General features: G+C 45.8%; 17 protein-coding genes. 11 read left to right on the forward strand and 6 right to left on the reverse strand.

The features are described 5' to 3' along the window. The first annotated feature begins 70 nt into the window (after positions 1-70). Together rpoB and rpoC are read left to right on the forward strand one after the other, a co-directional pair. Positions 71-4099 (forward strand): DNA-directed RNA polymerase subunit beta, encoded by a 4029-nt coding sequence (rpoB, locus tag J4N40_RS01000; protein ID WP_005384685.1) that lies wholly within the window; start codon positions 71-73, stop codon positions 4097-4099. A 104-nt stretch (positions 4100-4203) separates the two neighbouring features. Next, positions 4204-8406 (forward strand): DNA-directed RNA polymerase subunit beta', encoded by a 4203-nt coding sequence (gene rpoC / locus J4N40_RS01005; RefSeq protein WP_005382514.1) that lies wholly within the window; start codon positions 4204-4206, stop codon positions 8404-8406. Positions 8407-8578: 172 nt separating this feature from the next. Here rpoC and J4N40_RS01010 read toward each other — a convergent pair whose 3' ends face one another. Further along, complete coding sequence (locus tag J4N40_RS01010; protein WP_005382515.1) at positions 8579-9070, reverse strand: Rsd/AlgQ family anti-sigma factor; 492 nt, start codon at positions 9068-9070, stop codon at positions 8579-8581. A 177-nt stretch (positions 9071-9247) separates the two neighbouring features. Between J4N40_RS01010 and nudC the strand changes: the two genes are divergently transcribed. Both nudC and hemE read left to right on the forward strand, forming a co-directional pair. Beyond that, entirely contained in the window at positions 9248-10045 is a 798-nt protein-coding gene (gene nudC, locus J4N40_RS01015) for an NAD(+) diphosphatase (RefSeq protein WP_053350803.1), read from the forward strand. A 247-nt stretch (positions 10046-10292) separates the two neighbouring features. Then, the gene (gene hemE / locus J4N40_RS01020; protein ID WP_005384692.1) at positions 10293-11360 is read left to right on the forward strand and encodes a uroporphyrinogen decarboxylase; all 1068 of its coding nucleotides are present in this window, start codon (positions 10293-10295) and stop codon (positions 11358-11360) included. Positions 11361-11600: 240 nt separating this feature from the next. Here hemE and J4N40_RS01025 read toward each other — a convergent pair whose 3' ends face one another. Next, positions 11601-12173: a uracil-DNA glycosylase family protein gene (locus J4N40_RS01025; RefSeq protein WP_005382518.1), complete on the reverse strand. Its 573-nt coding sequence runs from the start codon at positions 12171-12173 to the stop codon at positions 11601-11603. Between the two features lie 2 nt (positions 12174-12175). Continuing rightward, entirely contained in the window at positions 12176-13099 is a 924-nt protein-coding gene (locus tag J4N40_RS01030; RefSeq protein ID WP_005382519.1) for a D-2-hydroxyacid dehydrogenase, read from the reverse strand. A gap of 66 nt (positions 13100-13165) precedes the next feature. Here J4N40_RS01030 and J4N40_RS01035 point away from each other — a divergent pair, with 66 nt between their 5' ends. Further along, positions 13166-13753 (forward strand): YjaG family protein, encoded by a 588-nt coding sequence (locus J4N40_RS01035; protein ID WP_064354395.1) that lies wholly within the window; start codon positions 13166-13168, stop codon positions 13751-13753. A gap of 79 nt (positions 13754-13832) precedes the next feature. Here the strand turns inward: J4N40_RS01035 and J4N40_RS01040 are convergent, their stop codons facing one another. Further along, on the reverse strand, positions 13833-14966 hold the full coding sequence (locus J4N40_RS01040) for a hemolysin family protein (RefSeq protein ID WP_005382522.1): 1134 nt from the start codon (positions 14964-14966) through the stop codon (positions 13833-13835). 253 nt (positions 14967-15219) lie between these two features. On the opposite strand from J4N40_RS01040, the gene hupA reads away from it, so the two are divergent. Together hupA and J4N40_RS01050 are read left to right on the forward strand one after the other, a co-directional pair. Then, positions 15220-15492, forward strand: coding sequence for a nucleoid-associated protein HU-alpha (gene hupA / locus J4N40_RS01045; RefSeq protein WP_005382524.1), 273 nt, complete (start codon positions 15220-15222; stop codon positions 15490-15492). Between the two features lie 39 nt (positions 15493-15531). Beyond that, positions 15532-16230, forward strand: a complete 699-nt coding sequence (locus tag J4N40_RS01050) for a DUF1481 domain-containing protein (protein WP_053307544.1) — start codon at positions 15532-15534, stop codon at positions 16228-16230. An 84-nt stretch (positions 16231-16314) separates the two neighbouring features. On the opposite strand, the gene purD is transcribed toward J4N40_RS01050, so the two are convergent. Further along, positions 16315-17604, reverse strand: coding sequence for a phosphoribosylamine--glycine ligase (gene purD / locus J4N40_RS01055; RefSeq protein ID WP_115386356.1), 1290 nt, complete (start codon positions 17602-17604; stop codon positions 16315-16317). Positions 17605-17798: 194 nt separating this feature from the next. Further along, positions 17799-19391, reverse strand: coding sequence for a bifunctional phosphoribosylaminoimidazolecarboxamide formyltransferase/IMP cyclohydrolase (gene purH, locus J4N40_RS01060; protein ID WP_115386355.1), 1593 nt, complete (start codon positions 19389-19391; stop codon positions 17799-17801). Between the two features lie 265 nt (positions 19392-19656). Between purH and zntR the strand changes: the two genes are divergently transcribed. The 4 genes from zntR to J4N40_RS01080 all read left to right on the forward strand — a co-directional run bounded on the left by zntR (position 19657) and on the right by J4N40_RS01080 (position 26016). Beyond that, positions 19657-20055 (forward strand): Zn(2+)-responsive transcriptional regulator, encoded by a 399-nt coding sequence (gene zntR, locus J4N40_RS01065; RefSeq protein ID WP_005382529.1) that lies wholly within the window; start codon positions 19657-19659, stop codon positions 20053-20055. A 163-nt stretch (positions 20056-20218) separates the two neighbouring features. Then, entirely contained in the window at positions 20219-21781 is a 1563-nt protein-coding gene (cadC, locus tag J4N40_RS01070) for a lysine decarboxylation/transport transcriptional activator CadC (protein ID WP_005382530.1), read from the forward strand. Between the two features lie 638 nt (positions 21782-22419). After that, positions 22420-23763 carry a cadaverine/lysine antiporter gene (gene cadB / locus J4N40_RS01075; RefSeq protein WP_005434864.1) on the forward strand — a complete coding sequence of 448 codons (1344 nt, stop codon included), beginning with the start codon at positions 22420-22422 and terminating at the stop codon, positions 23761-23763. Between the two features lie 117 nt (positions 23764-23880). Then, complete coding sequence (locus J4N40_RS01080) at positions 23881-26016, forward strand: lysine decarboxylase CadA (RefSeq protein ID WP_250654335.1); 2136 nt, start codon at positions 23881-23883, stop codon at positions 26014-26016. Positions 26017-26070: the final 54 nt, after the last annotated feature.

Raw genomic sequence — 26070 nt, forward strand, 5'->3', positions numbered from 1 at the left:
CCTTACCCCCCTTAAGTAACTAGGAGCGGGCGGACAGTTTGGGTCACTTATCAGCGAGCTGAGGAACCCCATGGTTTACTCTTATACCGAGAAAAAGCGCATCCGTAAGGACTTTGGTACTCGTCCACAAGTTTTGGACATTCCATACCTGCTATCGATCCAGCTCGATTCGTTCGACAAATTTATCGAACAGGATCCTGAAGGTCAATACGGTCTTGAAGCCGCTTTCCGTTCTGTATTCCCGATTCAGAGCTACAACGGCAATTCTGAGCTGCAATACGTTAGCTACCGTCTTGGTGAGCCAGTTTTTGACGTTAAAGAATGTCAAATCCGCGGTGTAACTTACTCAAAGCCACTACGTGTAAAACTACGCCTAGTTATCTTTGATAAAGACGCGCCAGCAGGTACTGTAAAAGACATTAAAGAACAAGAAGTCTACATGGGTGAAATTCCACTCATGACAGACAATGGTACCTTCGTAATCAACGGTACCGAGAGGGTTATCGTATCCCAGCTGCACCGAAGCCCAGGCGTGTTCTTCGACAGCGATAAGGGTAAGACCCACTCTTCAGGTAAAGTTTTATACAACGCACGTGTTATTCCTTACCGTGGTTCATGGCTTGATTTCGAGTTTGATCCTAAGGATAACTTATACGTTCGTATCGACCGCCGTCGTAAGCTACCAGCATCGATCATCCTTCGAGCACTAGGTAAGTCGACAGAAGAAATCCTAGATATCTTCTTCGAGAAAGTGAACTTCGAAGTGAAAGACCAAACTCTATTGATGGAGTTGGTTCCGGATCGTCTACGTGGTGAAACTGCGTCATTCGACATCGAAGCAAATGGTAAAGTTTACGTTGAGCAAGGTCGTCGCGTAACAGCTCGTCATATCCGCCAACTAGAAAAAGATGGTGTTGATCACATCGAAGTACCAGTTGAGTACATCGTAGGTAAAGTTGCATCAAAAGATTATATCAATGAAGCAACAGGCGAGATCATTGTTAACGCTAACCAGGAAATCAGCCTGGAAGCACTAGCGAACCTATCTCAGGCTGGCCACAAAGCGCTAGAAGTTCTATTCACGAACGATCTAGACCACGGTCCATTCATGTCAGAAACACTACGTATCGACAGCACGGTTGATCGTATTTCTGCATTGGTAGAAATCTACCGCATGATGCGCCCTGGTGAGCCGCCAACAAAAGAAGCTGCAGAAGCTCTATTCGAAAGCCTATTCTTCTCTGAAGAGCGTTACGATCTATCGACTGTTGGTCGTATGAAGTTCAACAGCTCTATCGGCCGTGAAGATGCTCAAGAGCAAGGCACACTTGATGAAACTGATATCATCGAAGTGATGAAGAAGCTGATCGCGATCCGTAACGGTAAGGGCGAAGTGGACGATATCGACCACCTAGGCAACCGTCGTATCCGTTCTGTAGGCGAAATGGCTGAGAACCAGTTCCGTGTAGGTCTAGTACGTGTTGAGCGTGCAGTTAAAGAGCGTCTAAGCCTAGGCGATCTTGACGCAATCATGCCTCAAGACTTGATCAACGCGAAGCCAATTTCTGCGGCAGTTAAAGAATTCTTTGGCTCTTCACAGCTTTCACAGTTCATGGACCAAAACAACCCGCTATCAGAAGTAACGCACAAGCGTCGTATTTCTGCATTGGGTCCTGGCGGTCTAACTCGTGAACGTGCTGGCTTCGAAGTACGTGACGTACACGTAACTCACTACGGTCGTCTATGTCCTATCGAAACGCCTGAAGGTCCAAACATCGGTCTGATCAACTCTCTATCTGCGTTTGCTCGTTGTAACGAGTACGGTTTCCTAGAGACACCATACCGTCGCGTTGTAGATGGCGTAGTAACAGACGAAGTAGATTACCTATCTGCAATCGAAGAAGGCCAATTCGTTATCGCACAGGCGAACGCTAAGCTAAACGAAGATGGTACTTTTGCAGATGAGCTGATCACAGCTCGTCAGAAAGGTGAATCTGGTCTACACCCTCGTGAGCACGCTCAGTACATGGACGTTGCGACAAACCAGGTTGTATCTATCGCTGCATCGCTTATCCCGTTCCTAGAACACGATGATGCGAACCGTGCATTGATGGGTGCGAACATGCAACGTCAGGCAGTTCCAACACTGAAAGCTGACAAACCGCTTGTTGGTACTGGTATTGAACGTAACGTAGCCGTTGACTCAGGTGTAACTGCAGTTGCTAAACGTGGTGGTGTAATCCAGTCAGTAGATGCTTCTCGTATCGTTGTTAAAGTTAACGAAGAAGAGCTAGTACCAGGTGAAGCTGGTATCGACATCTACAACCTGACTAAATACACACGTTCTAACCAGAACACATGTATTAACCAGCGCCCATGTGTGATGCCAGGTGAGCCTGTATCACGCGGTGACGTTCTTGCTGATGGTCCTTCAACAGACCTTGGTGAACTAGCGCTTGGTCAAAACATGCGTATCGCGTTCATGCCTTGGAACGGTTACAACTTCGAAGACTCGATCTTAGTATCTGAGCGCGTAGTTCAAGAAGACCGTTTCACGACTATCCACATCCAAGAACTGACTTGTGTGGCGCGTGATACTAAGCTTGGTTCTGAAGAGATCACAGCGGATATTCCAAACGTAGGTGAGTCTGCTCTGTCTAAACTAGACGAGTCAGGTATCGTTTACATCGGTGCTGAAGTTAAGGGTGGCGACATCCTAGTTGGTAAAGTTACACCTAAAGGTGAAACTCAGCTAACGCCTGAAGAGAAGCTACTACGTGCAATCTTCGGTGAAAAAGCATCTGACGTTAAAGATACTTCACTACGTGTACCTAACTCTGTATCAGGTACGATCATCGACGTTCAAGTCTTTACTCGCGATGGCGTAGAGAAAGACAAGCGTGCGCTTGAAATCGAACAGATGCAGCTTAAAGAAGCGAAGAAAGACCTAACTGAAGAATTCCAGATTCTTGAGGGCGGCCTTCTAAACCGTGTTAAAGCTGTATTGATTGAAGGCGGTTACTCTGAAGCGAAACTAGACACAACTGATCGTAAGAAGTGGCTAGAACTAACGCTAGAAGATGACGCACTACAAACTCAGCTTGAGCAACTTGCTGAGCAGTGGGATGAGCTAAAAGCCGACTTCGATAAGAAGTTCGAAACTAAGCGTCGTAAGATCACTCAAGGTGATGATTTAGCACCTGGTGTACTGAAGATCGTTAAGGTTTACCTAGCGGTTAAACGTCGCATTCAGCCTGGTGATAAGATGGCGGGTCGTCACGGTAACAAGGGTGTAATCTCTAAGATCAACCCTGTTGAAGACATGCCATACGATGAGAAAGGTCAGCCTGTAGACATCGTACTTAACCCACTGGGTGTACCTTCGCGTATGAACATCGGTCAGATCCTAGAAGTACACTTAGGTCTGGCAGCGAAAGGTATCGGTGACAAGATCAACCAGATGGTTAAAGAGCAGCAAGAACTAGCGAAATTCCGCGAGTTCCTACAAAAAGTTTACGATCTAGGCGACACTCGCCAGAAAGTAGACATTGCTTCTCTATCTGATGATGAAGTACGTACTCTGATCAAGAACTTGCGTGGCGGTCTACCAATCGCGACTCCTGTATTTGATGGCGCTCCAGAAGAGTCAATCAAAGCACTTCTTGAGCTAGCAGATCTACCAACATCAGGTCAGTTAACACTGTTTGATGGTCGCACAGGTGATGCGTTTGAGCGTCCTGTAACTGTTGGTTACATGTACATGCTGAAACTGAACCACCTTGTTGATGACAAGATGCACGCTCGTTCAACTGGTTCGTACAGCCTAGTAACTCAGCAGCCACTAGGTGGTAAAGCTCAGTTCGGTGGTCAGCGTTTCGGTGAGATGGAAGTATGGGCACTAGAAGCATACGGTGCTGCTTACACGCTACAAGAAATGCTAACGGTTAAGTCGGATGACGTTAACGGCCGTACTAAGATGTACAAGAACATCGTAGACGGTAACCACAGCATGGAACCTGGCATGCCAGAATCGTTCAACGTACTGTTGAAAGAGATCCGCTCGCTAGGTATCAACATCGAGCTAGAAGACGAAGAGTAATCCTTTTCTCTCTTGATGAAAGTCGAGAGAATCAAAGCGATTATTTGGAAGAAGGTGCTCACTTTAGCAAGTGAGCTCCTTTTAACTCCTTACAGGAGCTGATTGTGAAAGACTTATTAAACTTTCTAAAAGCACAGCATAAGACCGAAGAATTTGATGCAATCAAAATCGGTCTATCTTCACCAGACATGATCCGTTCATGGTCTTTCGGTGAAGTTAAAAAACCTGAAACGATCAACTATCGTACGTTCAAACCTGAACGCGATGGTCTGTTCTGTGCGCGTATCTTTGGTCCAGTTAAAGACTACGAATGTCTTTGTGGTAAGTACAAGCGCCTGAAGCACCGTGGTGTTATCTGTGAGAAGTGTGGTGTAGAAGTTACACAAACTAAAGTTCGTCGTGACCGTATGGGCCACATTGAACTGGCTTCACCAGTAGCTCACATCTGGTTCCTAAAATCGCTACCGTCTCGTATCGGTCTACTAATGGATATCCCTCTACGTGATATCGAACGCGTTCTGTACTTCGAAATGTACGTAGTAACAGAGCCTGGTATGACTGATCTAGAAAAAGGTCAGATGCTTACTGAAGAAGAGTATCTAGATCGTCTAGAAGAGTGGGGCGACGAGTTCACTGCTAAGATGGGTGCGGAAGCTATCAAGGACCTACTAGGTTCTATGGATATGCACGCTGAAGCAGAACAAATGCGTGAAGAGTTAGAGACAACAAACTCTGAAACTAAGCGTAAGAAAGTAACTAAGCGTCTTAAGCTGGTAGAAGCGTTCATCGCATCGGGTAACAACCCTGAGTGGATGATCCTAACTGTACTTCCAGTACTTCCGCCAGATCTACGTCCTCTAGTACCTCTAGATGGCGGTCGCTTTGCGACTTCTGATCTTAACGATCTATACCGTCGTGTGATCAACCGTAACAACCGTTTGAAGCGTCTTCTAGAGCTAGCTGCTCCGGACATCATCGTACGTAACGAAAAACGTATGCTGCAAGAGTCTGTTGATGCGCTACTAGATAACGGTCGTCGTGGTCGTGCGATCACAGGTTCTAACAAGCGTCCTCTGAAATCTCTTGCTGATATGATCAAGGGTAAACAAGGTCGTTTCCGTCAGAACCTTCTAGGTAAACGTGTAGACTACTCTGGCCGTTCTGTAATCACAGTAGGTCCATACCTTCGTCTACACCAGTGTGGTCTTCCTAAGAAGATGGCACTTGAGCTATTCAAACCATTTATCTACAGCAAGCTAGAGACTCGTGGTCTTGCGACTACAATCAAAGCTGCTAAGAAAATGGTAGAGCGTGAAGAAGCGGTCGTTTGGGATATCCTAGACGAAGTAATCCGTGAACACCCAGTACTATTGAACCGTGCACCGACACTTCACCGTCTAGGTATCCAGGCGTTCGAACCAGTACTGATCGAAGGTAAAGCGATTCAGCTACACCCACTTGTTTGTGCAGCGTACAACGCGGACTTCGATGGTGACCAAATGGCGGTTCACGTACCTCTAACTCTAGAGGCACAGCTTGAAGCTCGTACTCTGATGATGTCGACAAACAACATTCTGTCGCCAGCGTCAGGTGATCCGATCATCGTACCTTCTCAAGACGTTGTATTGGGTCTGTACTACATGACTCGTGAAAAGATCAACGTGAAAGGTGAAGGCATGTACCTTTCTGGCCCAGAAGAGGCTGAGAAAGCATACCGCACTAAACAAGCTGAGCTTCACGCACGCGTTAAAGTACGTATTACAGAAACTGTTGTAGACGAAGATGGCAACAGCACTACAGAAACCAAGATGGTAGACACCACTGTTGGTCGTGCAATGCTATGGCAAATCGTGCCAGCTGGTCTACCGTACAGCATCGTTAACCAAAAGCTAGGTAAGAAGCAAATCTCTAACCTACTTAACGAGGCGTACCGTAAACTAGGTCTGAAAGACACAGTAATCTTCGCTGACCAAATCATGTACACAGGTTTCGCATACGCGGCACTTTCTGGTGTATCTGTTGGTATCGACGATATGGTTGTACCTGCAGCTAAGTACACTGAAATCGCAGAAGCGGAAGAAGAAGTACGTGAAATCCAGGAACAGTACCAATCAGGTCTTGTTACTGCGGGCGAACGCTACAACAAAGTTATCGATATCTGGGCATCGACCAACGACCGTGTTGCGAAAGCAATGATGGAAAACCTTTCATCTGAAACGGTAGTTAACCGTGACGGTGAAGAGGAACAGCAAGAGTCATTCAACAGCATCTATATGATGGCGGACTCGGGCGCTCGTGGTTCTGCAGCACAGATTCGTCAGCTTGCGGGTATGCGTGGTCTGATGGCGCGTCCAGATGGTTCAATCATCGAAACGCCGATCACAGCGAACTTTAAAGAAGGTCTAAACGTACTTCAGTACTTTATCTCAACGCACGGTGCTCGTAAGGGTCTTGCGGATACGGCACTGAAAACAGCGAACTCGGGTTACCTAACTCGTCGTCTAGTAGACGTTGCTCAAGACGTTGTTGTAACTGAACATGACTGTGGCACTCACGAAGGTGTCGACATGATGCCTCACATCGAGGGTGGTGATGTTAAAGTTGCACTTTCTGAGCTTGCTCTTGGTCGTGTTGTTGCTGAAGACGTACTAAAACCTGGCACTGAAGACGTTCTTATTCCACGTAACACCCTGATCGATGAGAAGTGGTGTCAAATCATGGAAGAGAACTCAGTAGACAGCATGAAAGTGCGCTCTGTAGTAACGTGTGATTCTGACTTCGGTTGTTGTGCACAATGTTACGGTCGTGACCTAGCACGTGGTCACCTAGTGAACCAAGGTGAAGCAGTGGGTGTTATTGCTGCTCAGTCTATCGGTGAGCCAGGTACACAGCTAACGATGCGTACGTTCCACATCGGTGGTGCGGCATCGACAGCAGCGGCAGAGAACAGTGTTCAAGTTAAGAACAACGGTTCTATCAAGCTACACAACGCTAAATCTGTATTGGCTGATGACGGTAAGATCGTTATCACTTCTCGTGCGACAGAGTTAACTATCGTTGATGAGTTTGGTCGTACTAAAGAGAAACACAAACTGCCTTACGGTACGCTACTAAGCAAAGGCGATGGTGATACAGTTCAAGCTGGCGAAACAGTTGCAAACTGGGAAGCGCACACACTACCTATCATTACTGAGGTAGCAGGTCGCATCCAGTTCGTAGATATGATCGACGGCGTAACAGTATCTCGTCAAACGGATGACCTAACTGGTCTATCTTCAAGCGAAGTAACTGACCCAGCAGCTCGCCCTTCAGCAGGTAAAGATATGCGTCCAGCTATCAAACTTGTTGACGAGCAAGGTAACGATGTAATGATCCCTGGTACTGATATGCCAGCTCACTACTTCCTACCTGGTAAAGCGATTGTGAACATCGAAGATGGCGCAGCAGTAGGTGTTGGTGCAACACTAGCACGTATTCCTCAGAAGTCTGGCGGTAACAAAGATATCACCGGTGGTCTTCCACGAGTTGCTGACCTATTTGAAGCACGTAAGCCGAAAGAGCCTGCAATCCTTGCTGAGCACACAGGTACTGTGAGCTTTGGTAAAGAGACGAAAGGTAAACGTCGCCTAGTGATCACACGTGAAAGCGGTGAAGCTTACGAAGAGATGATTCCTAAGCATCGTCAGTTGAACGTATTCGAAGGTGAAAAAGTTGAACGTGGTGACGTGATCGCAGATGGTCCAGAGTCTCCACATGACATCCTACGTCTACGTGGCGTACACGCGGTAACGCAGTACATTGCTAACGAAGTACAGGAAGTTTACCGTCTACAAGGCGTTAAGATTAACGATAAGCACATTGAAACTATCGTTCGTCAGATGCTGCGTAAGTGTACTATTACTCACTCTGGTGACTCTGAGTTCCTACCTGGTGAACAGATTGAGTACTCACAAGTTAAGATTGCTAACCGTAACCTAGAAGCTGAAGGCAAAGAGCCTGCACGTTTCGAACGTGAACTACTAGGTATTACTAAAGCATCTCTAGCGACTGAGTCGTTCATCTCTGCGGCATCGTTCCAGGAGACAACTCGCGTACTAACAGAAGCTGCGGTTTCTGGTAAGCGTGATGACCTACGTGGTCTGAAAGAGAACGTAATTGTTGGTCGTCTGATCCCAGCTGGTACTGGTTTCGCATACCACCAAGAGCGTCAAGCTAAACGTTCTGAAGCGCAAGATGGTCCTTCTGCTGAGCAAGCAACGGATAACCTAGCGGCACTTCTAAACGCTGGTTTCTCTTCTGAAGAGTAAGTCATATAACGAGTAATCGTTAAAAGCTTAAGAAAAAGGCACCTTCGGGTGCCTTTTTAGTTTTTATACTACTTTGTTCTTCCGGTGGGATTTTCGATAAAGCTAGAAACAAAAAAGACCGACGATGATCGTCAGTCTTTTCTCTCACTCTATTTCTGAATGTTTGCAAATACTAAGCTCCAGGTGGCATAGACAGGCTTTCTGCGATTTGCTGTATCAGATAGTCCTCGACTTCAAAGCGAGTCTCAAGAATTTCCCCAATGAGACACATATCAGAATCGAAATCATTTAATTCATCATCTTCAGTCACTTCTGAGTACTTATCGTTAAAGTTCAATAATGGTTCAGTCGTTAGAACAATTTGACCATAGGTTTGATTGATCTCATTAGTCACGACAAAGCCGGTTGCTTTCCAACGGTCCATAACCATGTCATAAATTTTAAAGTGGCCTTCGGAGATGTAATCAACGAGGTGCTGACAGAAATCCTGCAGTTCGGAAGGAGATGGGAGTTCAATAACATTGGTTTTAGAACAAGGTTGCAGCGCTGCAAGCTTACAATATTCAACAATCAGGGATTGTCGTGTCTCTAACCAGTGATCAATGACATCACTTGAGCCACCCCACTGGTCTTGTGTTTGTTTGAATTTTCTTAGCATGACCATGCCCTCATGATCTGATCGCCCATCGGCGAACGTATCCTTTGCAAAGCAAAGTTAGTAAAGTTATTACAAACTCTTGTCCTTACTAGAATTTAGAGTGCACATTTACTTAACGATAAACTCTAGTATGAAATTAGATTGCCAGTAAAATGAACGAACTTCAAGCAAAGGGATGGTGTAATGTTAAGAAAAGGTGATGTTAACCGCGCGATAAATGCATACTGGTGTGTTGTTGCAGGAAGTGAAATTTGGCTGGTGGATGGTGCTGTGCCTTTCGGGTCTGCAGAGCAGTTATCACTGCCAGTAACGAGTGCAAGACCCATTGGTGAGTATTCTGGTTCGCCCGTCTTGTGGCTTAACTTGGCCGATTTAGAGCATGATCTACCCTTAGTATCCCTGCGTGACTGCCTGCATTTTCCTGAGCCATTATTTATGTTGTTAAGTAAAGCTGTGCAATATGGGCACATGACGCAAAGTTTGCGCTTTTGTCCACAGTGCGGAGGAAGGAACTTTCTTAATAATAACCAGTTAGCCATGCAGTGTGGTGAATGTCGCACCCTTCATTATCCTAGAATATTTCCGTGTATTATCGTTGCTGTACGTAAAGAAAATCAGATCTTATTAGCCCAACATCCAAGGCATCGAAATGGTATGTATACGGTTATTGCGGGTTTTCTTGAAGTCGGTGAGACCTTAGAAGAGTGCGTGGCTCGAGAAATTCATGAAGAAACGGGAATTCTCGTTAAAAATATTCGTTACTTTGGCAGCCAGCCTTGGGCTTTCCCATCCAGTATGATGATGGGGTTTTTAGCTGACTATGAATCGGGAGAGTTAAGTCCAGACTACACTGAGCTGTCTGATGCACAATGGTTTGGTATCGACGAGATGCCGCCTGTTGCGCCTAAAGGAACGATTGCAAGAGCACTTATCGAGCAGACGCTGAAAGATATAGACACTAATTATCTGATAAATAGATAAAAAAAACCCTCCGAGAGGGAGGGGGTAAGTAAGATGTCGTTATGAGATGCTGAGTACTAAGTACTCAGTTTATAATTGTAGTTTTCGCTAGCGAACAAATTTTTAACACTGATACCGATTGGGTGCAAATTAAGCATTGATTTAAAAGTTAATAACTTGATCCAGGTTGCAAAGCACACAGCTATTGGACTTAAATCAGTGATAGAATACCCCCTTTCACAGAAAGCCTAACAGTTGGAATTACGGAATGACTGAATTAAAAAATGATCGTTATCTGCGTGCGCTTTTAAAAGAGCCGGTAGATTACACGCCAGTATGGATGATGCGCCAGGCAGGTCGTTACCTACCAGAATACAAAGCGACTCGTGCAGAAGCGGGTGATTTCATGTCTTTGTGTCGAAATGCAGAATTAGCATCCGAAGTGACACTTCAACCATTACGCCGTTTTCCTCTTGATGCCGCGATCTTATTCTCGGACATCTTAACGATTCCAGATGCAATGGGGCTTGGTTTGCGTTTTGCTGCGGGTGAAGGGCCTGTTTTTGATAACCCAATTACATGCAAAGCCGACGTGGAAAAAATTGGTTTGCCAGATCCTGAAGGTGAACTGCAATACGTAATGAACGCAGTACGCCAGATCCGTAAAGACCTGAAGGGTGAAGTGCCGCTGATTGGTTTTTCTGGTAGTCCTTGGACTCTTGCGACGTATATGATCGAAGGTGGTAGCTCTAAAGCGTTTACCAAGATAAAGAAGATGATGTACGCGGAACCACAAACTCTGCACCTACTTCTAGATAAGCTGGCAGACAGCGTTATCGAGTACTTAAACGCGCAAATTAAAGCGGGTGCGCAATCGGTAATGGTATTTGACACATGGGGTGGCGTACTAACGCCTCGTGATTACAATCTGTTCTCACTGCAATACATGCACAAGATTGTAGATGGTCTGATTCGTGAAAACGACGGTCGTCGCGTGCCAGTCACACTGTTTACTAAGAATGGCGGCATGTGGCTTGAGCAAATCGCTGCAACGGGCTGTGATGCGGTTGGTCTAGACTGGACAATCAACATTGCAGACGCGAAAGCACGTATCGGTGATAAAGTGGCTCTGCAAGGTAACATGGACCCATCAATGCTTTACGCTTCACCAGAGCGTATCCGTGAAGAAGTCGCGGGTATTCTAGAAGGTTTTGGTGATGCAGGTACTGGTCATGTGTTCAACCTAGGTCACGGTATCCATTTGGATGTGCCGCCAGAAAACGCGGGCGTATTTGTGGAAGCGGTACACGAGCTATCTAAGCCGTACCACAAGTAACTTCGACTTTTTGAAATCAAATGCCGGCATTCAGTGCCGGTATTTTTTTACCTAAAATTCAGTTTTTCTATCTGAGACTCAAGGCTGTACAGCTCTAGTAGTATTTGGCCTACTATGATCTAATTACTACTCTAGCTGTACACTAGACATTAAAGTTTAATATAAACAAATACTTATGATTTCTGGTTTTATGTTCTAATTTTCTTGTACAGATAAACAAGCAATTAGATCATGGGTAACCTAAAGCATCGAGTGAACGCGTTTTTTAAGGTATGGCACGACGTCAGATTCAAACCAAGGATTCTTCTTTAACCACAATGTATTGCGTGGGGATGGGTGAGGGAGCGGGATAAAGTCCGGTTCCCAATCTTGCCATTGCTGAACAGTTTGCGTGAGCGTCTTTGGTTTGTTGGTGAGATAGTACTGCTGCGAGTACTGACCAATTAGTAGAGTGAGCTCTATATTGGGCAGTTGCTCAAGAATCTTTTTATGCCAAGTGGGCGCACATTCTTTACGAGGCGGTAAATCACCAGAGTTCCCTTTGCCTGGATAACAGAATCCCATTGGGACAATGGCAATTTTATTTGGGTCGTAGAAAACGTCTTTGTCGATATCGAGCCATTGGCGTAATCGATCACCACTTGGGTCATTCCAAGGTATCGAGGTTTTGTGTACACGTGTGCCAGGGGCCTGGCCGATGATTAGGATGCGTGCCCCTTTTGCTGCTTGCACGACAGGGTTTGCACCCAAAGGTAAGTTATCCGCGCAGATCTGGCAGGCCCTCACTTGCTGCAATAGCTCGTCTAACGACATTCTTAGTAACCCTTTTCGAAATCCACTTGATAATTTAATGAAAACCCATCGCGCCAGCGTAGATAGTTGTCAGCAAAAATCTCGATGACTTGCTCGGGAAAACTCAGCGCAGCAATGTGTGGAGTGATGGTGACTTGCGGTAGTTTCCAAAATGGATGCTCTACCGACAACGGTTCTTGCTCAAACACATCTAAGAAGGCGTGTTCTACCCAACGGTTTTTCAGAGCGAAGAGCAACCCTGCCTCATCCAGTACGTCGCCACGACCTACGTTAAACAATAACGCCTGGTTTAGTTGGCTGAGCGTTTGACGATTAAGTAACTGTCGCGTCTCAGGTGTACTTGGTAGAGTATTCACAACGATGTCGGCTTGCTCAAATGCCTTACTTAGTTCATTGATATGAAAGGTCTGATGAAACTCGCCGCCTGGAGTAGGGATACCTGTGCGGTTAATACCGATAGTTTTTATCCCCATTGCTTTAGCGGCGTTGCCCAGATAGCCCCCAATGCTACCGGTACCAAGAATTACCATGGTTTTACTTTTTAATGACGTGTACAGGTGAGGCTGCCATTGTTTGTTTTGTTGCTGCTGGTGGTATCGGGCAAAGTGGCGGTAATGGGCAATACTGTAACCCAAAACATATTCAGCAATCAGTGGACCAAAGATGCCTCGAACGTTAGTTAGAGTATAGTCCTGACGAAGGCTAGGGGATGTTAAGGCGTTGACACCAGCAAACGTGGATTGCACCCATTCAAGCTGTGAAAACTCGTCTAAGCTTTGTGATAGTAAGGGTGGATCCGCTAGTACGATCTGAGCGGCTTCTGGTTGGTCGGTGAGACAAAGATCGGGCAGATTTTTCTCTGCCAGTAACGTTTTGTAGGTGTCGCGATGCTCTGAGAGCAGGAAAATCTGATTTGAATGCGGCATTAACTTTTTTCCCTGTGATGAATCAAGTACACTTTCGCTGTTTTTTTCTTCAATGATTGAGTGACTATGCTTAAGAATCCTCTTCAGGTTCGTTTAGAAAAACTAGAACCTTGGCAACAAATTACCTTTATGGCGTGTCTGTGTGAACGCATGTATCCAAACTATGCGATGTTTTGTGAGAATACAGAATTTGCTGACCCGCGTGCTTACCGAGCGATTCTTGATAGTGTATGGGAAATTTTGACAGTTAAGAACGCGAAAATTAACTTCGAACGTCAATTGGAGAAGTTAGAAGAGTTGTTCCCAAGTGCGGATGAGTTCGATTTTTACGGCGTTTACCCAGCGATGGACGCGTGTCAGGGTTTGTCTACGTTACTGCATGGTCTATTGGATCGCGACTACCTTTTTGATTCAATGCTTAAAGTGAGTCAACAGTCGGTACAAACCGTTGCTGATCTAGAGCAAGCACAAGGCGCAGAGCCAATCACTAACGACAACCAGAAAGAAAACGAAGCCGTATGTGAAGAGTGGGACGTCCAGTGGGCTATCTTCCGTCCGCTGCGTGAAGCGATAGAACGTGACATCAGCTTGATTAAAGATTTGCGTGAAGAGATACGTGAAGAAGGTGTGAGCAACATCGGTATTGCACTTTAATCGTTGAATAAATAGAAAAAGGCATCCTAACTGGATGCCTTTTTTGTTTGTGCGTTTAAGCTGTTATACCTAATGCTGATTACGATTCTTTCGAGTCGGGTTTCGGTGGCTCTTGAGCTTCTGGCTCTTTATCCTGCTTCTCCGGCTCATTATCTTCTTCATCGTCATCGCGGCTTTCGATTACGCCGTGCATTTCTTTCCAGCTTTCCCAGCGTTGGTAAGCCAGCTCCTGCATGTCAGTGCTTTTATCTGCTTCGTCGATGATCTCCTCGCCTACGAGGTGTTCAAAAATATCTTCCAACGTTACCAAACCTAGCACGGTACCGTATTCATCAACAACAAGTGCCAGCTGTAAGCGATGAGTCATCATCTGGTCGAATACTTTAGGTAAAGTAGTATTGTTTAGCACCACTTGAATTGGGCGCATGATTGCTCCCAACTGTTTTTGTCCACAACCTGATTGTTGTAGTTTGAACAACTCAAGGCGATGCACAAAACCAATGATGTTATCTTTCTGTTCGCTGTAAACCAATGGGCGTGAGAAAGGCGTATCTTTGTGTTTTTCTAGGAACTCATTGATGGTCATTGTGGCATCGACACGGAATACTACTGGTCGTGGCGTCATAACCTGCGTTACGGGTACATCTTGGATGCCAAGCAAGTTGCTTAAGATTTTTGATTCACCCTCGGCAAATTCACCGCTTTCACGTGCCAGAATCGCCATTGCAGACAGCTCATCACGCATCTTTGGAGCTTCGTGGTTACGAGCAAGACGCTTGGTGATTTGCTCTGAGAACCAAACAAAGGGTGTAAGCGCCCATACCATCCAACGCAATGCGACCGCGGCAGTGGGTGCCAACTGACGCCAGTAGGTCGCGCCAATCGTCTTCGGTACGATTTCTGAAAGCACTAAGATCGCCAATGTCAGCACTGCCGAAAAGATACCTAATGCTTCGCTACCAAATACAACTGCAGCTTGTGCACCAGCAGTGGCCGCGCCGATAGTGTGAGCGATGGTGTTTAAAGTCAGAATAGATGCCAGTGGTCGGTCGATATCTGATTTCAGCTTAGCCAATTGCCCAGCTGCGGGATGCCCCTGTTGATTGAGCTGCGCAATGTAGCTCGGACTGATACTCAGCAGTACCGCCTCCAGCACCGAACAGATAAACGAAATGCCGATTGCAATAGAGATATAAATGGATAACAGCAGCATAGTTGCCCTTGAATGTAGTTTGATAGTGGTTATTTGCAGCTATTATAACCGCAAAAGTGACTTATAAATTGGTCCAAATACCTTGGAAAGCAAGGGTTTTCAGGGGGTATGTGGTAACAAATTGTGAGTTATTACTCATATTATGGCTAAAAGTACGTCAGAAAATCGAAAGATCGCTTACAAACCTTTGCCAGATGGGGCATTTATGTTTTAGAGTGAGACGAATTCGATAACCTATGAGAAGGGAAACCTAATGAACAAGACCCAATTAATCGACTTTATCGCAGAGAAAGCAGACCTATCAAAAGCACAAGCAAAAGCTGCTCTTGAAGCGACTCTTGATGGCGTAACTGGCGCACTTAAAGAGGGTGACCAAGTTCAACTAATTGGTTTTGGTACATTCAAAGTAAACCACCGCGCTGCACGTACTGGTCGTAACCCTAAGACTGGTGACGAGATTCAAATCGCAGCAGCTAACGTACCAGCATTCGTAGCAGGTAAAGCGCTGAAAGAATCAGTAAACTAAGTTAGAATGCACCGAGGTATCCTGCCTCGGTGCAATTTCATGAAAAAACATCTACTCACTTCACTTCTCCTATCTAGCCTTACCCTTTTTGGCTGTTCATCGGTTGAAACTCCTAATTTAGAACAATTCACGCATTTTTCTGGTGGTAAAGTTGCGGGAGATGCTAGCAGCTTGTACTGGATGACAGAGAAACTCACTCGTGTGAGTACGGCGGCTGATTATGTGACTATGGGGGACAATGGTTGGTTCAAGAGTGATTATCGCTGGGATGAAGGTGAGTTGCGAGAGTTGATTCGAAAAGGCGAGCAAGTTGATACCAAACAAGAGTTGGTGCCTTTTCAAATCCACATCCGTTTCAATAAAGATGGCGAAGCGGTTTACCAACAATATCGTGTTAACCGTAAAGTCTTACCACTCCAGCATGACCAATTAGAGCGCTACAAAGCAGAAGCGAATGACGTAGTGGCATCGGTTAAGGCGCAGTCTCGTAACAATCAGAGCCTTATTCAAGGTTATTGGAATGGTCAATCGTTTGAAACCTGCAAAGGTAAGGTGTTCTCGACACTCGAGTTTAATCAGACGCTGCCAAAATTTATTATCGAGCGTCTCTCATCGGTAGACAGTTATGTGGCTTTTGTCGGCAAGCAGTCACGAAACAAAGCAATGGTCGATGAACTGTTGATGCTCAATGACGATGACTTTGATTGTGTTTCTCGGCCAAAGTTGATCTCTGAATAAACATTGCTTCGAATTCTGTCGAACAAGAACAATAAAAAAAGGCGCTGAGTGCGCCTTTTGTTTTTTAGCCAACTTATGTTGTTTTTATTTGTCTTGCTCACGTGCAATTGCACGGTAGCCGATATCGTTGCGATGGAACATGCCATCCCAACGGATCTGTTTTGCAAGCTCGTAAGCACGCTGCTGCGCTTTTGATACGCTGTTGCCAAGTGCCGTTGCACAAAGAACGCGACCACCGTTTGTCACGATGTCGCCATCTTTGTTATCTGTACCTGCATGGAAGACTTTTTCGCCTTCAATTTCAACTTGTGGCAGACCCGAAATTACGTCGCCTTTGTTGTATGCAGCTGGGTAACCACCGGCTGCTAACACGATACCAATCGATGCTCGTGGATCCCACTTCGATTCCGCTTGATCCAGTTTCTCGTCGATTGCCGCTAGGCACAGATCAACAAGATCCGATTCCATGCGCATCATGATAGGTTGTGTCTCAGGATCACCGAAGCGGCAGTTGTACTCGATTACTTTCGGAGTGCCGTCTTTGTCGATCATCAGACCCGCGTATAGGAAACCAGTGTAAGGGTTACCTTCAGAGGCCATGCCACGTACTGTTGGGTAAATCACTTCTTCCATGATGCGGTTGTGGATTTCCTGTGTTACCACTGGAGCTGGAGAGTATGCTCCCATGCCACCAGTGTTAGGACCTGTATCTTTGTCACCTACGCGTTTGTGATCTTGGCTGGTGGCCATTGGCAGAACGTTCTCGCCATCGACCATCACGATGAAGCTTGCTTCTTCACCATCTAGGAACTCTTCGATAACTACACGGCTACCAGCATCACCAAATGCGTTACCAGCTAGCATGTCTTTGATTGCGTCTTCGGCTTCTTCTAGCGTCATTGCCACAATCACGCCTTTACCAGCCGCAAGGCCGTCGGCTTTCACCACAATCGGCGCACCTTGCTCACGCACGTAAGCCAGTGCAGGCTCGATTTCAGTGAAGTTCGCGTAGGCACCCGTTGGGATTTGGTGACGAGCAAGGAAGTCTTTAGTAAACGCTTTAGAGCCTTCAAGTTGCGCTGCGGCTTGGGTAGGACCAAAGATTGGTAAGCCCGCTTCGCGGAACGCATCAACCACACCAATAACCAATGGTGCTTCTGGGCCAACGATAGTCAGTTCAATCGCCTTCTCTTTGGCGAAAGCAACAAGGCCAGCGATGTCTTCTACATCGATGTTTACGTTCTCTAGTTTTGGCTCTAGTGCTGTACCTGCGTTGCCTGGTGCAACGAAGATAGTCTCAACATTTGGGTTTTGTGCCGCTTTCCAACCTAGCGCATGTTCACGACCGCCTGAACCAATGATTAAAACTCGCATATGAAAATCCTTAATCTTATAAATACCGTTTGCTCAAACTCAGATATTTCGCAAAGACCTGAGTATGGCCTCTCTAATTCAGTGGGACGAGGACAAGGCGACAAGTGAACTTATTCCTATGAGCATAGTATGCTATGTGATTAGGATAAGTGAACGCCGTCAACGCAGTTATCGTCCCAGTGAAGACGAGAGGATTAGTGGCGGAAGTGACGCATACCGGTAAAGATCATCGCCATGCCGTGTTCGTCTGCCGCTGCGATAACTTCGTCATCACGCATAGAACCACCTGGTTGGATCACACACTTGATGCCCGCTTCTGCAGCCGCGTCGATACCGTCACGGAATGGGAAGAATGCATCTGAAGCCATTACACAACCTTCAACCTGTAGACCTTCGTCTGCAGCTTTAATGCCTGCAATCTTCGCAGAGTAAACGCGGCTCATTTGGCCAGCGCCTACACCGATAGTCATATCGCCTTTCGAGTAAACGATCGCGTTAGATTTCACGTATTTCGCTACTTTCCAGCAGAACAGTGCATCTTTCAGCTCTTCTTCTGTTGGCTGGCGCTTAGAAACCACTTTTAGATCGTCTAGGCTTACCATGCCTTGGTCACGGTCTTGAACCAGTAGACCGCCATTCACGCGTTTCACGTCAAAGCCAGTTGTCTTCGTTGTCCATTCGCCACATTCAAGTAGACGCACGTTCTTCTTCGCTGCAACCACTTCAATCGCTTCAGCAGAAACGGAAGGAGCGATGATGACCTCAACGAATTGACGTTCAACAATAGCGGTTGCTGTTTCAGCATCTAGCTCTTGGTTGAATGCAATGATGCCACCGAATGCAGATGTTGGGTCAGTTTGGTAAGCACGGTTGTACGCTTCTAGGATGTCTTTACCTAGAGCAACACCGCATGGGTTTGCGTGTTTTACGATTACACATGCTGGCTCGTTGAACTCTTTCACACATTCAAGCGCTGCGTCCGTGTCTGCGATGTTGTTGTAAGAAAGGGCTTTACCTTGGATTTGGCGAGCAGTAGAAACGGATGCTTCTTGTGGGTTTGCTTCAACGTAGAATGCGGCTGCTTGGTGGCTGTTCTCACCGTAGCGCATGTCTTGCTTCTTCTCGAACTGTTGGTTGAACGTACGAGGGAATTTGCTCTCTTCATCACCGTCTTTGTTCTCACCGTAAGATGGAACCATAGTGCCGAAGTAGTTTGCGATCATGCCGTCGTAAGATGCTGTGTGCTCGAATGCTGCGATAGCTAGGTCGAAACGAGTTTCGAGAGTGAGAGATTTGTCGTTTGCGTCCATCTCTGTAATTACGCGGCCGTAATCACCTGCATTAACAACGATAGTCACGTCTTTGTGGTTTTTCGCTGCAGAACGAACCATTGTTGGGCCGCCGATATCGATGTTTTCAACAGCGTCGGCTAGTGTACAGCCTTCTTTGGCAACGGTTTCTGCGAATGGGTATAGGTTTACGACAACCATATCGATAGGGTTGATGCCGTGCTTTTCCATCACGTCATCATCTTGGCCACGACGACCAAGCACACCACCGTGAACTTTTGGGTGAAGCGTTTTAACGCGGCCGTCCATCATTTCTGGGAAACCAGTGTAGTCAGAGACTTCGGTTACGGCGATGCCTTGTTCGGCAAGTAGGCGAGCTGTACCACCAGTAGATAGGATATCGACACCGCGCTCAGCAAGAGCTTGCGCAAACTCAACAATACCTGTTTTGTCTGATACGCTGATAAGCGCACGGCGAATAGGACGAGCGTTATTCATGCTTCCATTTTCCTCAAATTCACGGAGTTAAAGATGTTTGCCAAAAATGAACTTGTTTTTACCTCTTGGGGTAAAATATTGGCCAGTTTTGGTAAAGACCTTTGCAGGCTGTTTTCTGGTTAGAAAACAGTCTCCACATTTGATGGCGCGTATTCTAACCAATTTATTACAAAAAAGCTCGCGCAATCGTTTGGCATCTCAAAAATAATTGCAAAAAAGTCGTTCTTTAGCTTTAAAAGTAACGAGATAGTTAATAGGGAAAGTTATGTTTCAGATAGGTGAACTGGCAAAACGTTGTGGTGTGACTGCCGATACATTGCGTTTCTACGAGAAAAACGCGCTAATAAAACCCGCAGGACGAAGTGAGTCAGGCTATCGCTTGTATGATGAAGAGAATCAAAAGCAGGTGCACTTTATCCTCAAAGGTAAAGATCTTGGCTTGAGTCTGGATGAAATTAAAGACCTGTTAGAAATTAAGTTAGAAGCGACAGAACACAGCTGTGCAGAGGTAAAAGCCATTACTTCTGCCAAGTTAGAGCTGATTGATGGGAAAATTAACGAGCTGACGAAAATTCGCCGAGCGTTAAAGAAGATTAATGATGCTTGTTGTGGTCATACAGACGATGACGCCACACATTGCTCTATCCTTGCCGCACTTGAGTAGTCTCATTCTTGCATCACTTAACTTAAGTTTGCATTTTTGGCGATTTGCTTTTCTAGGTACACGCTGCTTTCCCACCTATAATCTTGCCTTTAGTTACTTGTAGGAATCGACCATTGTCTGATTCCTAGCGTAACGCTGTCTGTAGATACGAGAGTTTTCATACATGGTTGGAGTCTATTTTCAAATCAATGACTGGGTTTTGAGCGTTGATGAAAATAAGCTGTATCGACAAGATAGGGAAGTTACTGTTGAGCCACGCTTAATTAATCTTTTGCACTTCTTAGCGGAGCATGCGAATGAGGTGTTCAACCGCGAGGAATTGATTCAGTACGTTTGGGCTGGAGCGATTGTGACCGATCAAGTGGTGACTCAATCCATCTTTGAGTTGCGTAAGCTACTACGTGACGGTCGAGAGGAAAATACCAACTACGTTATCACGGTGCCCAAGCGTGGCTATAAGCTGGTAGCGAACGTGGTTACTATGACGCATGAAGAGTTTGTCACAAGTCGGCAAAATGAAGAGATCCCACCTTCTGTTGAAGAATCGGAAGAGGATTGTCTACCTATAGCACCAGCCGTTACCTTTCCTGCCGGTCCTCTAACTCGCGCAGTCTGCGAGATGTCAAAAGAGAAAAAAGCACCTCAGAGCAAAAACAAAATCAGCCCTTGGCGATTGGGAATTATGAACTTCATCTGGATCAGTATGTTGGTCGTAGTGATGGGCGTGTTTACCTACAAGCAATCGGAAGTGCGTATTACCCAAGCCATCGATACCCATCTGATTGAGTTCAAGTTTCAAGATAATTTTACGAATGAAGGATTAAGCTACGATTTGGCAGACGGATTCGCCCAAAAGTTGATGTCCGACATTGCTCAAGTCAGTGATTACCGAGTCATGCTAAAGAAGGCGTCGTTTACTTCTGGCATTGTGCCTGGTAAATCGGTTGTGGTGAGAGTTCGTGAGAATGACGGTGGCAGCTTTTTAGAGGTGGAATATCGCAATAACTCATCTGAGAAAGTGTTGTTTAGTCGTCAATACGCGTTAACCAGTAGTCATTTAAAGACAGTGCTTCAACAAGCGTCGTTGGATTTGATGCAAGTGCTGAAAGTATCGGATGCCAAATTGAAATCTACGATGCTGGTGGCGGGAATGCCAATGAATCCCGACGCGTTGGAGTTGTTTGTTCAGGCTAACCATTACCTTAATGTCTCTGATACTAAACAATTCCGCCAAGGTATCGACTTGATGGAAAACATTTTAGAAATCGAGCCGGATAATGCTTACGTTCAAGCTGAGTTGTTGATTGCTTACCATGTACAAAAGGCACTTGATTTCTCACAGGAGTTGAAGAAAGGGCGAATGCAGCAGCTCAGTGAAGCACTAGAGACTAATGTGAAAATGATGGTGGGGCCAATTCAACCGCGAATTTATGAAGCTTTAGCACTGCACGAAACCATCATTGGTGACATGGCGTTAGCCAAGCGGCATCTCGGACAGGCATTGAGGTTACGTGATTCAGTGCTTTCCTATGTGATTCGCGGTAAGCACGCCGAATTGGATGGTGATCTGGATTTAGCCAGTGAGTCTTACAGTGAAGCTTTCTATATTGATACGTCGGTTGAGACGTACCTGCTGTGCGAAAACTTGGTCTTCCCAAGTAACATGAAGGCGATTGATTACGCCATGTATCGCGCCGTTCACCCTTCTGTCGTTCGAATGCTTTAATTCTCTCGGACTCAACGTCAGTCTAATGCTAGCCCCTCATTTCGGTGAGGGGCTTTTTTGTCGCTGTCGAAAAGTGAAAAGGGTGAGGCGGTGGGGCAATGACTTACGAAGGAGCTAACAACGCAAGCTTGCAACGGGAATACATACCCGCTTCTCTATCTCTATTGATTGTATGAAGTGTCTGGCTGAGTTATGTGGCGAGAATGATTTTGATGCTTTCTTGCAGGCGAGATGAATATTGATGTGGGTCAAAAAGCGCGATCAGGGAGAGATTTATGGAATCAACACTTCAGGGAATTAACCCTTCGGGATGGGGAAGTTGATAGAGGTTGATAACTTTTATCGCGATGACCAACGAGTTGATGAGAGTTTATCTATCGGTAGAAGGTTTGATGTTTTTCTTATAACCGCATGAATAATATAGTTTTATATTTTTGTGTTTATCATGTTTATCTCAACTTGATGTTGATGAACTAATCATTTTATTGATAACACCAAGTTTATTTTTTTCCCGATTTTTGGGCGTAGTCTTCACTTCGAAATTTAGCGAGGTCGAGCAGGTTCTTCCTCATAGCATCTCGCTAATAACCATTCAGTTTGAGTCATGTTGACTCGAGTAGAATAGATTTGGAGATGTTATGTCATCGAATGCGAAAAAAATCGGCCTTATTGCCTGTACGGGTGTCGTAGCCGGTAACATGATGGGTAGTGGTATCGCACTATTACCTTCTAGTCTTGCCTCTGTAGGCTCTGTTTCAATCTTCAGTTGGCTGATCTGTTTGGTCGGTGCACTGAGTCTGGCGTTTGTTTACGCTCGTCTGGCAACCAAAAACCCACAAGAAGGTGGTCCAATCGCTTATGCTGGCGAAGTGTCTCCGGTATTTGGTTTCCAAACGGGCGTTCTTTATTACCACGCGAACTGGATTGGTAACCTGGCTATTGCCATTACAGGTGTTTCTTACCTTTCAGTATTCTTCCCTGTGCTTAATAACCCAATCCCAGCAGGTATTGCGACGATTGCATCGGTATGGATCTTCACTTTCGTCAACCTACTTGGTGGTAGCTGGGTAAGCCGTCTATGTACGCTTGGTCTAGTTCTTATCCTTATCCCAGTTGTTGGTACAGCTGCATTTGGTTGGACGCACTTCGATACTGCGCTTTACAGCCAAAACTGGAACGTATCAGCAGGCACTGACAGCCACGCGGTAGTAACAGCGGTTCTTATCTGTCTATGGTCATTCGTAGGTGTGGAATCAGCAGCGGTATCGACTGGTATGGTAGAAAACCCTAAACGTACTGTACCTCTAGCAACTATGTTGGGTACTGGTATCGCAGGTGTGATTTACATCCTATCAACTCAAATGATCAGCGGTATGTTCCCAGCGTCAGAAGTTGCGGCATCAGGTGCGCCATTTGCACTAGCAACCACTGAGCTATTCGGTAGCTGGACAGCACCATTCGTATCAGCATTCACAGCGCTAGCATGTTTCACTTCGCTAGGTTCTTGGATGATGCTAGTAGGTGAAGCAGGTAAACGCGCAGCAAACGACGGCAACTTCCCTAAAATCTACGGCGAAACTGACAAAAACGGTGTGCCTAAGAAAGGTCTAATCCTTGCGTCAATCAAGATGACTGCGCTGATGGTTGTACTGATGTTCTTCAGCTCTAAAACAGCACACGCATCAGACCTATTCAACCAGCTAACAACTGACGCGGTTCTACTAACAATGCTGCCTTACTTCTACTCAAGCATTAACTTGATTCGCTTCGAAGGTATGACAACACGCAACGGCTTCGTAATGCTGTTCTCTGGTGTGGCTTGTCTGTTCTGCTTCATCGCACTAGCAGGTGCAGAGGGCGGTACGCTAACAGCAACCTTCATCGTGTCTCTAGTTATCTTGATGTTCTACAGCAAAAAAGCAGGTCTTGCTCAGTACGTGAAAATGCACGCTGACGACATGCCTGCCCAAGCAAGCAACTAATCCCCAAAACGCTGGCACTAAGGTGCCAGCCTATAAAACCCAAATTCACGCGGCGCTCACCTTACTCATTGCCTGTAAATGGCAAAGAGCGCCCTCATTCGCCTTGGAGATGTCCAAATGAATATATTCGCTATCTTGAACCACATGGGTGTGTTCTTTAAAGAAGAGCCAGTTCGTCAACTTCACGCTGCTCTTGAGAAAGCGGGCTACGAAGTGGTTTACCCAATAGATGATAAAGACTTGATCAAAATGATTGAGATGAACCCACGCATTTGCGGTGTGCTGTTCGACTGGGATAAATACTCACTAGAGCTATGTGAACGTATTAGCCAAATCAACGAAAAACTGCCTGTTCACGCATTTGCTAACGAACAGTCTACTCTCGATATTTCACTAACAGACCTACGTCTAAACGTGAGCTTCTTCGAGTATGCTTTAGGTATGGCTGACGACATCGCTATCAAAATCAACCAAGCGACAGAGGCATACAAAGATGCCATCATGCCTCCATTCACTAAAGCGCTATTCAAATACGTAGAAGAAGGTAAATACACCTTCTGTACTCCAGGTCACATGGGTGGTACTGCATTCCAGAAAAGCCCTGCTGGTAGCATCTTCTACGATTTTTATGGTCCAAATACATTTAAAGCGGACGTATCAATCTCAATGCCTGAGTTAGGTTCTCTACTAGATCACTCAGGTCCACATAAAGATGCAGAAGAATACATCGCACGTACATTCAATGCGGACAGCTCTTACATCGTAACGAACGGTACGTCTACATCGAACAAAATTGTTGGCATGTACTCAGCGCCTGCGGGCAGCACAGTGCTGATTGACCGTAACTGTCACAAATCTCTGACTCACCTAATGATGATGAGCGACGTGACACCAATCTACTTCCGCCCAACTCGTAACGCATACGGCATCCTTGGTGGTATTCCACAAAGCGAATTCAGCCGTGATGTCATTGCAGAGAAAGTTGCAAAAACACCAGGTGCAACAGCACCAACTTACGCAGTAGTGACTAACTCAACTTACGATGGTCTGTTGTACAACACACAATTCATCAAAGAGTCGCTAGATTGTAAACACATCCACTTCGACAGTGCTTGGGTGCCTTACACTAACTTCAACCCAATTTACGAAGGTAAATGTGGTATGAGTGGTGAAGCGATGCCAGGCAAAGTGTTCTACGAAACACAATCAACACACAAACTGTTGGCAGCGTTCTCACAAGCTTCAATGATTCACGTGAAAGGCGACTTTGATAAAGAATCTTTCAACGAAGCATTCATGATGCACACTTCAACTTCACCTCAGTACGGCATTGTTGCTTCTACTGAAACTGCAGCGGCAATGATGCGCGGCAACACTGGTAAGAAGTTGATGCAAGACTCTATCGATCGCGCAATCCGCTTCCGTAAAGAGATCAAACGTCTAGAAGCAGAAAGCGACAGCTGGTTCTTCGATGTATGGCAACCAGAAAACATCGATACCACAGAATGTTGGAAACTAGACCCTAGCGACACATGGCACGGCTTCAAGAACATGGATGATAACCACATGTATCTTGACCCAATCAAAGTAACGCTACTGACTCCAGGGATGAATAAAGAAGGCGAACTAGAAGAATCAGGTATTCCTGCTTCGCTGGTGGCTAAATTCCTAGACGAGCGCGGCATCGTGGTAGAGAAAACAGGTCCATACAACTTGTTGTTCCTATTCTCAATCGGTATCGACAAATCAAAAGCAATGCAATTGCTACGCGGTCTAACTGAATTTAAACGTGGCTACGACTTGAACCTAACCATCAAGAGCTTCCTACCTTCGCTATACAACGAAGATCCAAGCTTTTATGAAGGCATGCGCGTTCAAGAACTAGCACAAGCAATTCATGACCTAACTAAGAAATACAACCTACCAGAGCTAATGTACAAAGCGTTCGATGTTCTTCCAGAAATGAAAGTAACACCACACGCAGCATGGCAAGAAGAGCTTCGCGGTAACGTAGAAGAAATCAAACTGGAAGAAATGGTTGGTCGCGTAAGTGCGAACATGATCCTTCCTTACCCTCCAGGTGTGCCACTAGTACTTCCTGGTGAAATGGTGACTCAAGAGTCTCGCCTTGTGCTGGACTTCCTAGAGATGCTTTGTGAGATCGGTGCGCATTACCCAGGTTTCGAAACCGACATCCACGGCCTATACCAACAAAAAGATGGTAGCTACACCGTAAAAGTATTGAAGAACTAAGTTCCTCTCGAAGATGACGCCATTGGGAATGCAAGCATGCTCCACTCTTACGAG

Origin of the sequence: Vibrio sp. SCSIO 43097 (assembly GCF_023650755.1) — a bacterium.
Taxonomy (GTDB): Bacteria; Pseudomonadota; Gammaproteobacteria; order Enterobacterales; family Vibrionaceae; genus Vibrio; species Vibrio alginolyticus.

Excerpts from the sequence above, each read along its gene's own strand:
- rpoB (WP_005384685.1), top strand. The coding sequence starts at position 71 with ATGGTTTACTCTTATACCGAGAAAAAGCGCATCCGTAAGGACTTTGGT.
- J4N40_RS01010 (WP_005382515.1), bottom strand. The coding sequence starts at position 9,070 with ATGGTCATGCTAAGAAAATTCAAACAAACACAAGACCAGTGGGGTGGC.
- nudC (WP_053350803.1), top strand. The coding sequence starts at position 9,248 with ATGTTAAGAAAAGGTGATGTTAACCGCGCGATAAATGCATACTGGTGT.
- hemE (WP_005384692.1), top strand. The coding sequence starts at position 10,293 with ATGACTGAATTAAAAAATGATCGTTATCTGCGTGCGCTTTTAAAAGAG.
- J4N40_RS01025 (WP_005382518.1), bottom strand. The coding sequence starts at position 12,173 with ATGTCGTTAGACGAGCTATTGCAGCAAGTGAGGGCCTGCCAGATCTGC.
- J4N40_RS01030 (WP_005382519.1), bottom strand. The coding sequence starts at position 13,099 with ATGCCGCATTCAAATCAGATTTTCCTGCTCTCAGAGCATCGCGACACC.
- J4N40_RS01035 (WP_064354395.1), top strand. The coding sequence starts at position 13,166 with ATGCTTAAGAATCCTCTTCAGGTTCGTTTAGAAAAACTAGAACCTTGG.
- J4N40_RS01040 (WP_005382522.1), bottom strand. The coding sequence starts at position 14,966 with ATGCTGCTGTTATCCATTTATATCTCTATTGCAATCGGCATTTCGTTT.
- hupA (WP_005382524.1), top strand. The coding sequence starts at position 15,220 with ATGAACAAGACCCAATTAATCGACTTTATCGCAGAGAAAGCAGACCTA.
- J4N40_RS01050 (WP_053307544.1), top strand. The coding sequence starts at position 15,532 with ATGAAAAAACATCTACTCACTTCACTTCTCCTATCTAGCCTTACCCTT.
- purD (WP_115386356.1), bottom strand. The coding sequence starts at position 17,604 with ATGCGAGTTTTAATCATTGGTTCAGGCGGTCGTGAACATGCGCTAGGT.
- purH (WP_115386355.1), bottom strand. The coding sequence starts at position 19,391 with ATGAATAACGCTCGTCCTATTCGCCGTGCGCTTATCAGCGTATCAGAC.
- zntR (WP_005382529.1), top strand. The coding sequence starts at position 19,657 with ATGTTTCAGATAGGTGAACTGGCAAAACGTTGTGGTGTGACTGCCGAT.
- cadC (WP_005382530.1), top strand. The coding sequence starts at position 20,219 with ATGGTTGGAGTCTATTTTCAAATCAATGACTGGGTTTTGAGCGTTGAT.
- cadB (WP_005434864.1), top strand. The coding sequence starts at position 22,420 with ATGTCATCGAATGCGAAAAAAATCGGCCTTATTGCCTGTACGGGTGTC.
- J4N40_RS01080 (WP_250654335.1), top strand. The coding sequence starts at position 23,881 with ATGAATATATTCGCTATCTTGAACCACATGGGTGTGTTCTTTAAAGAA.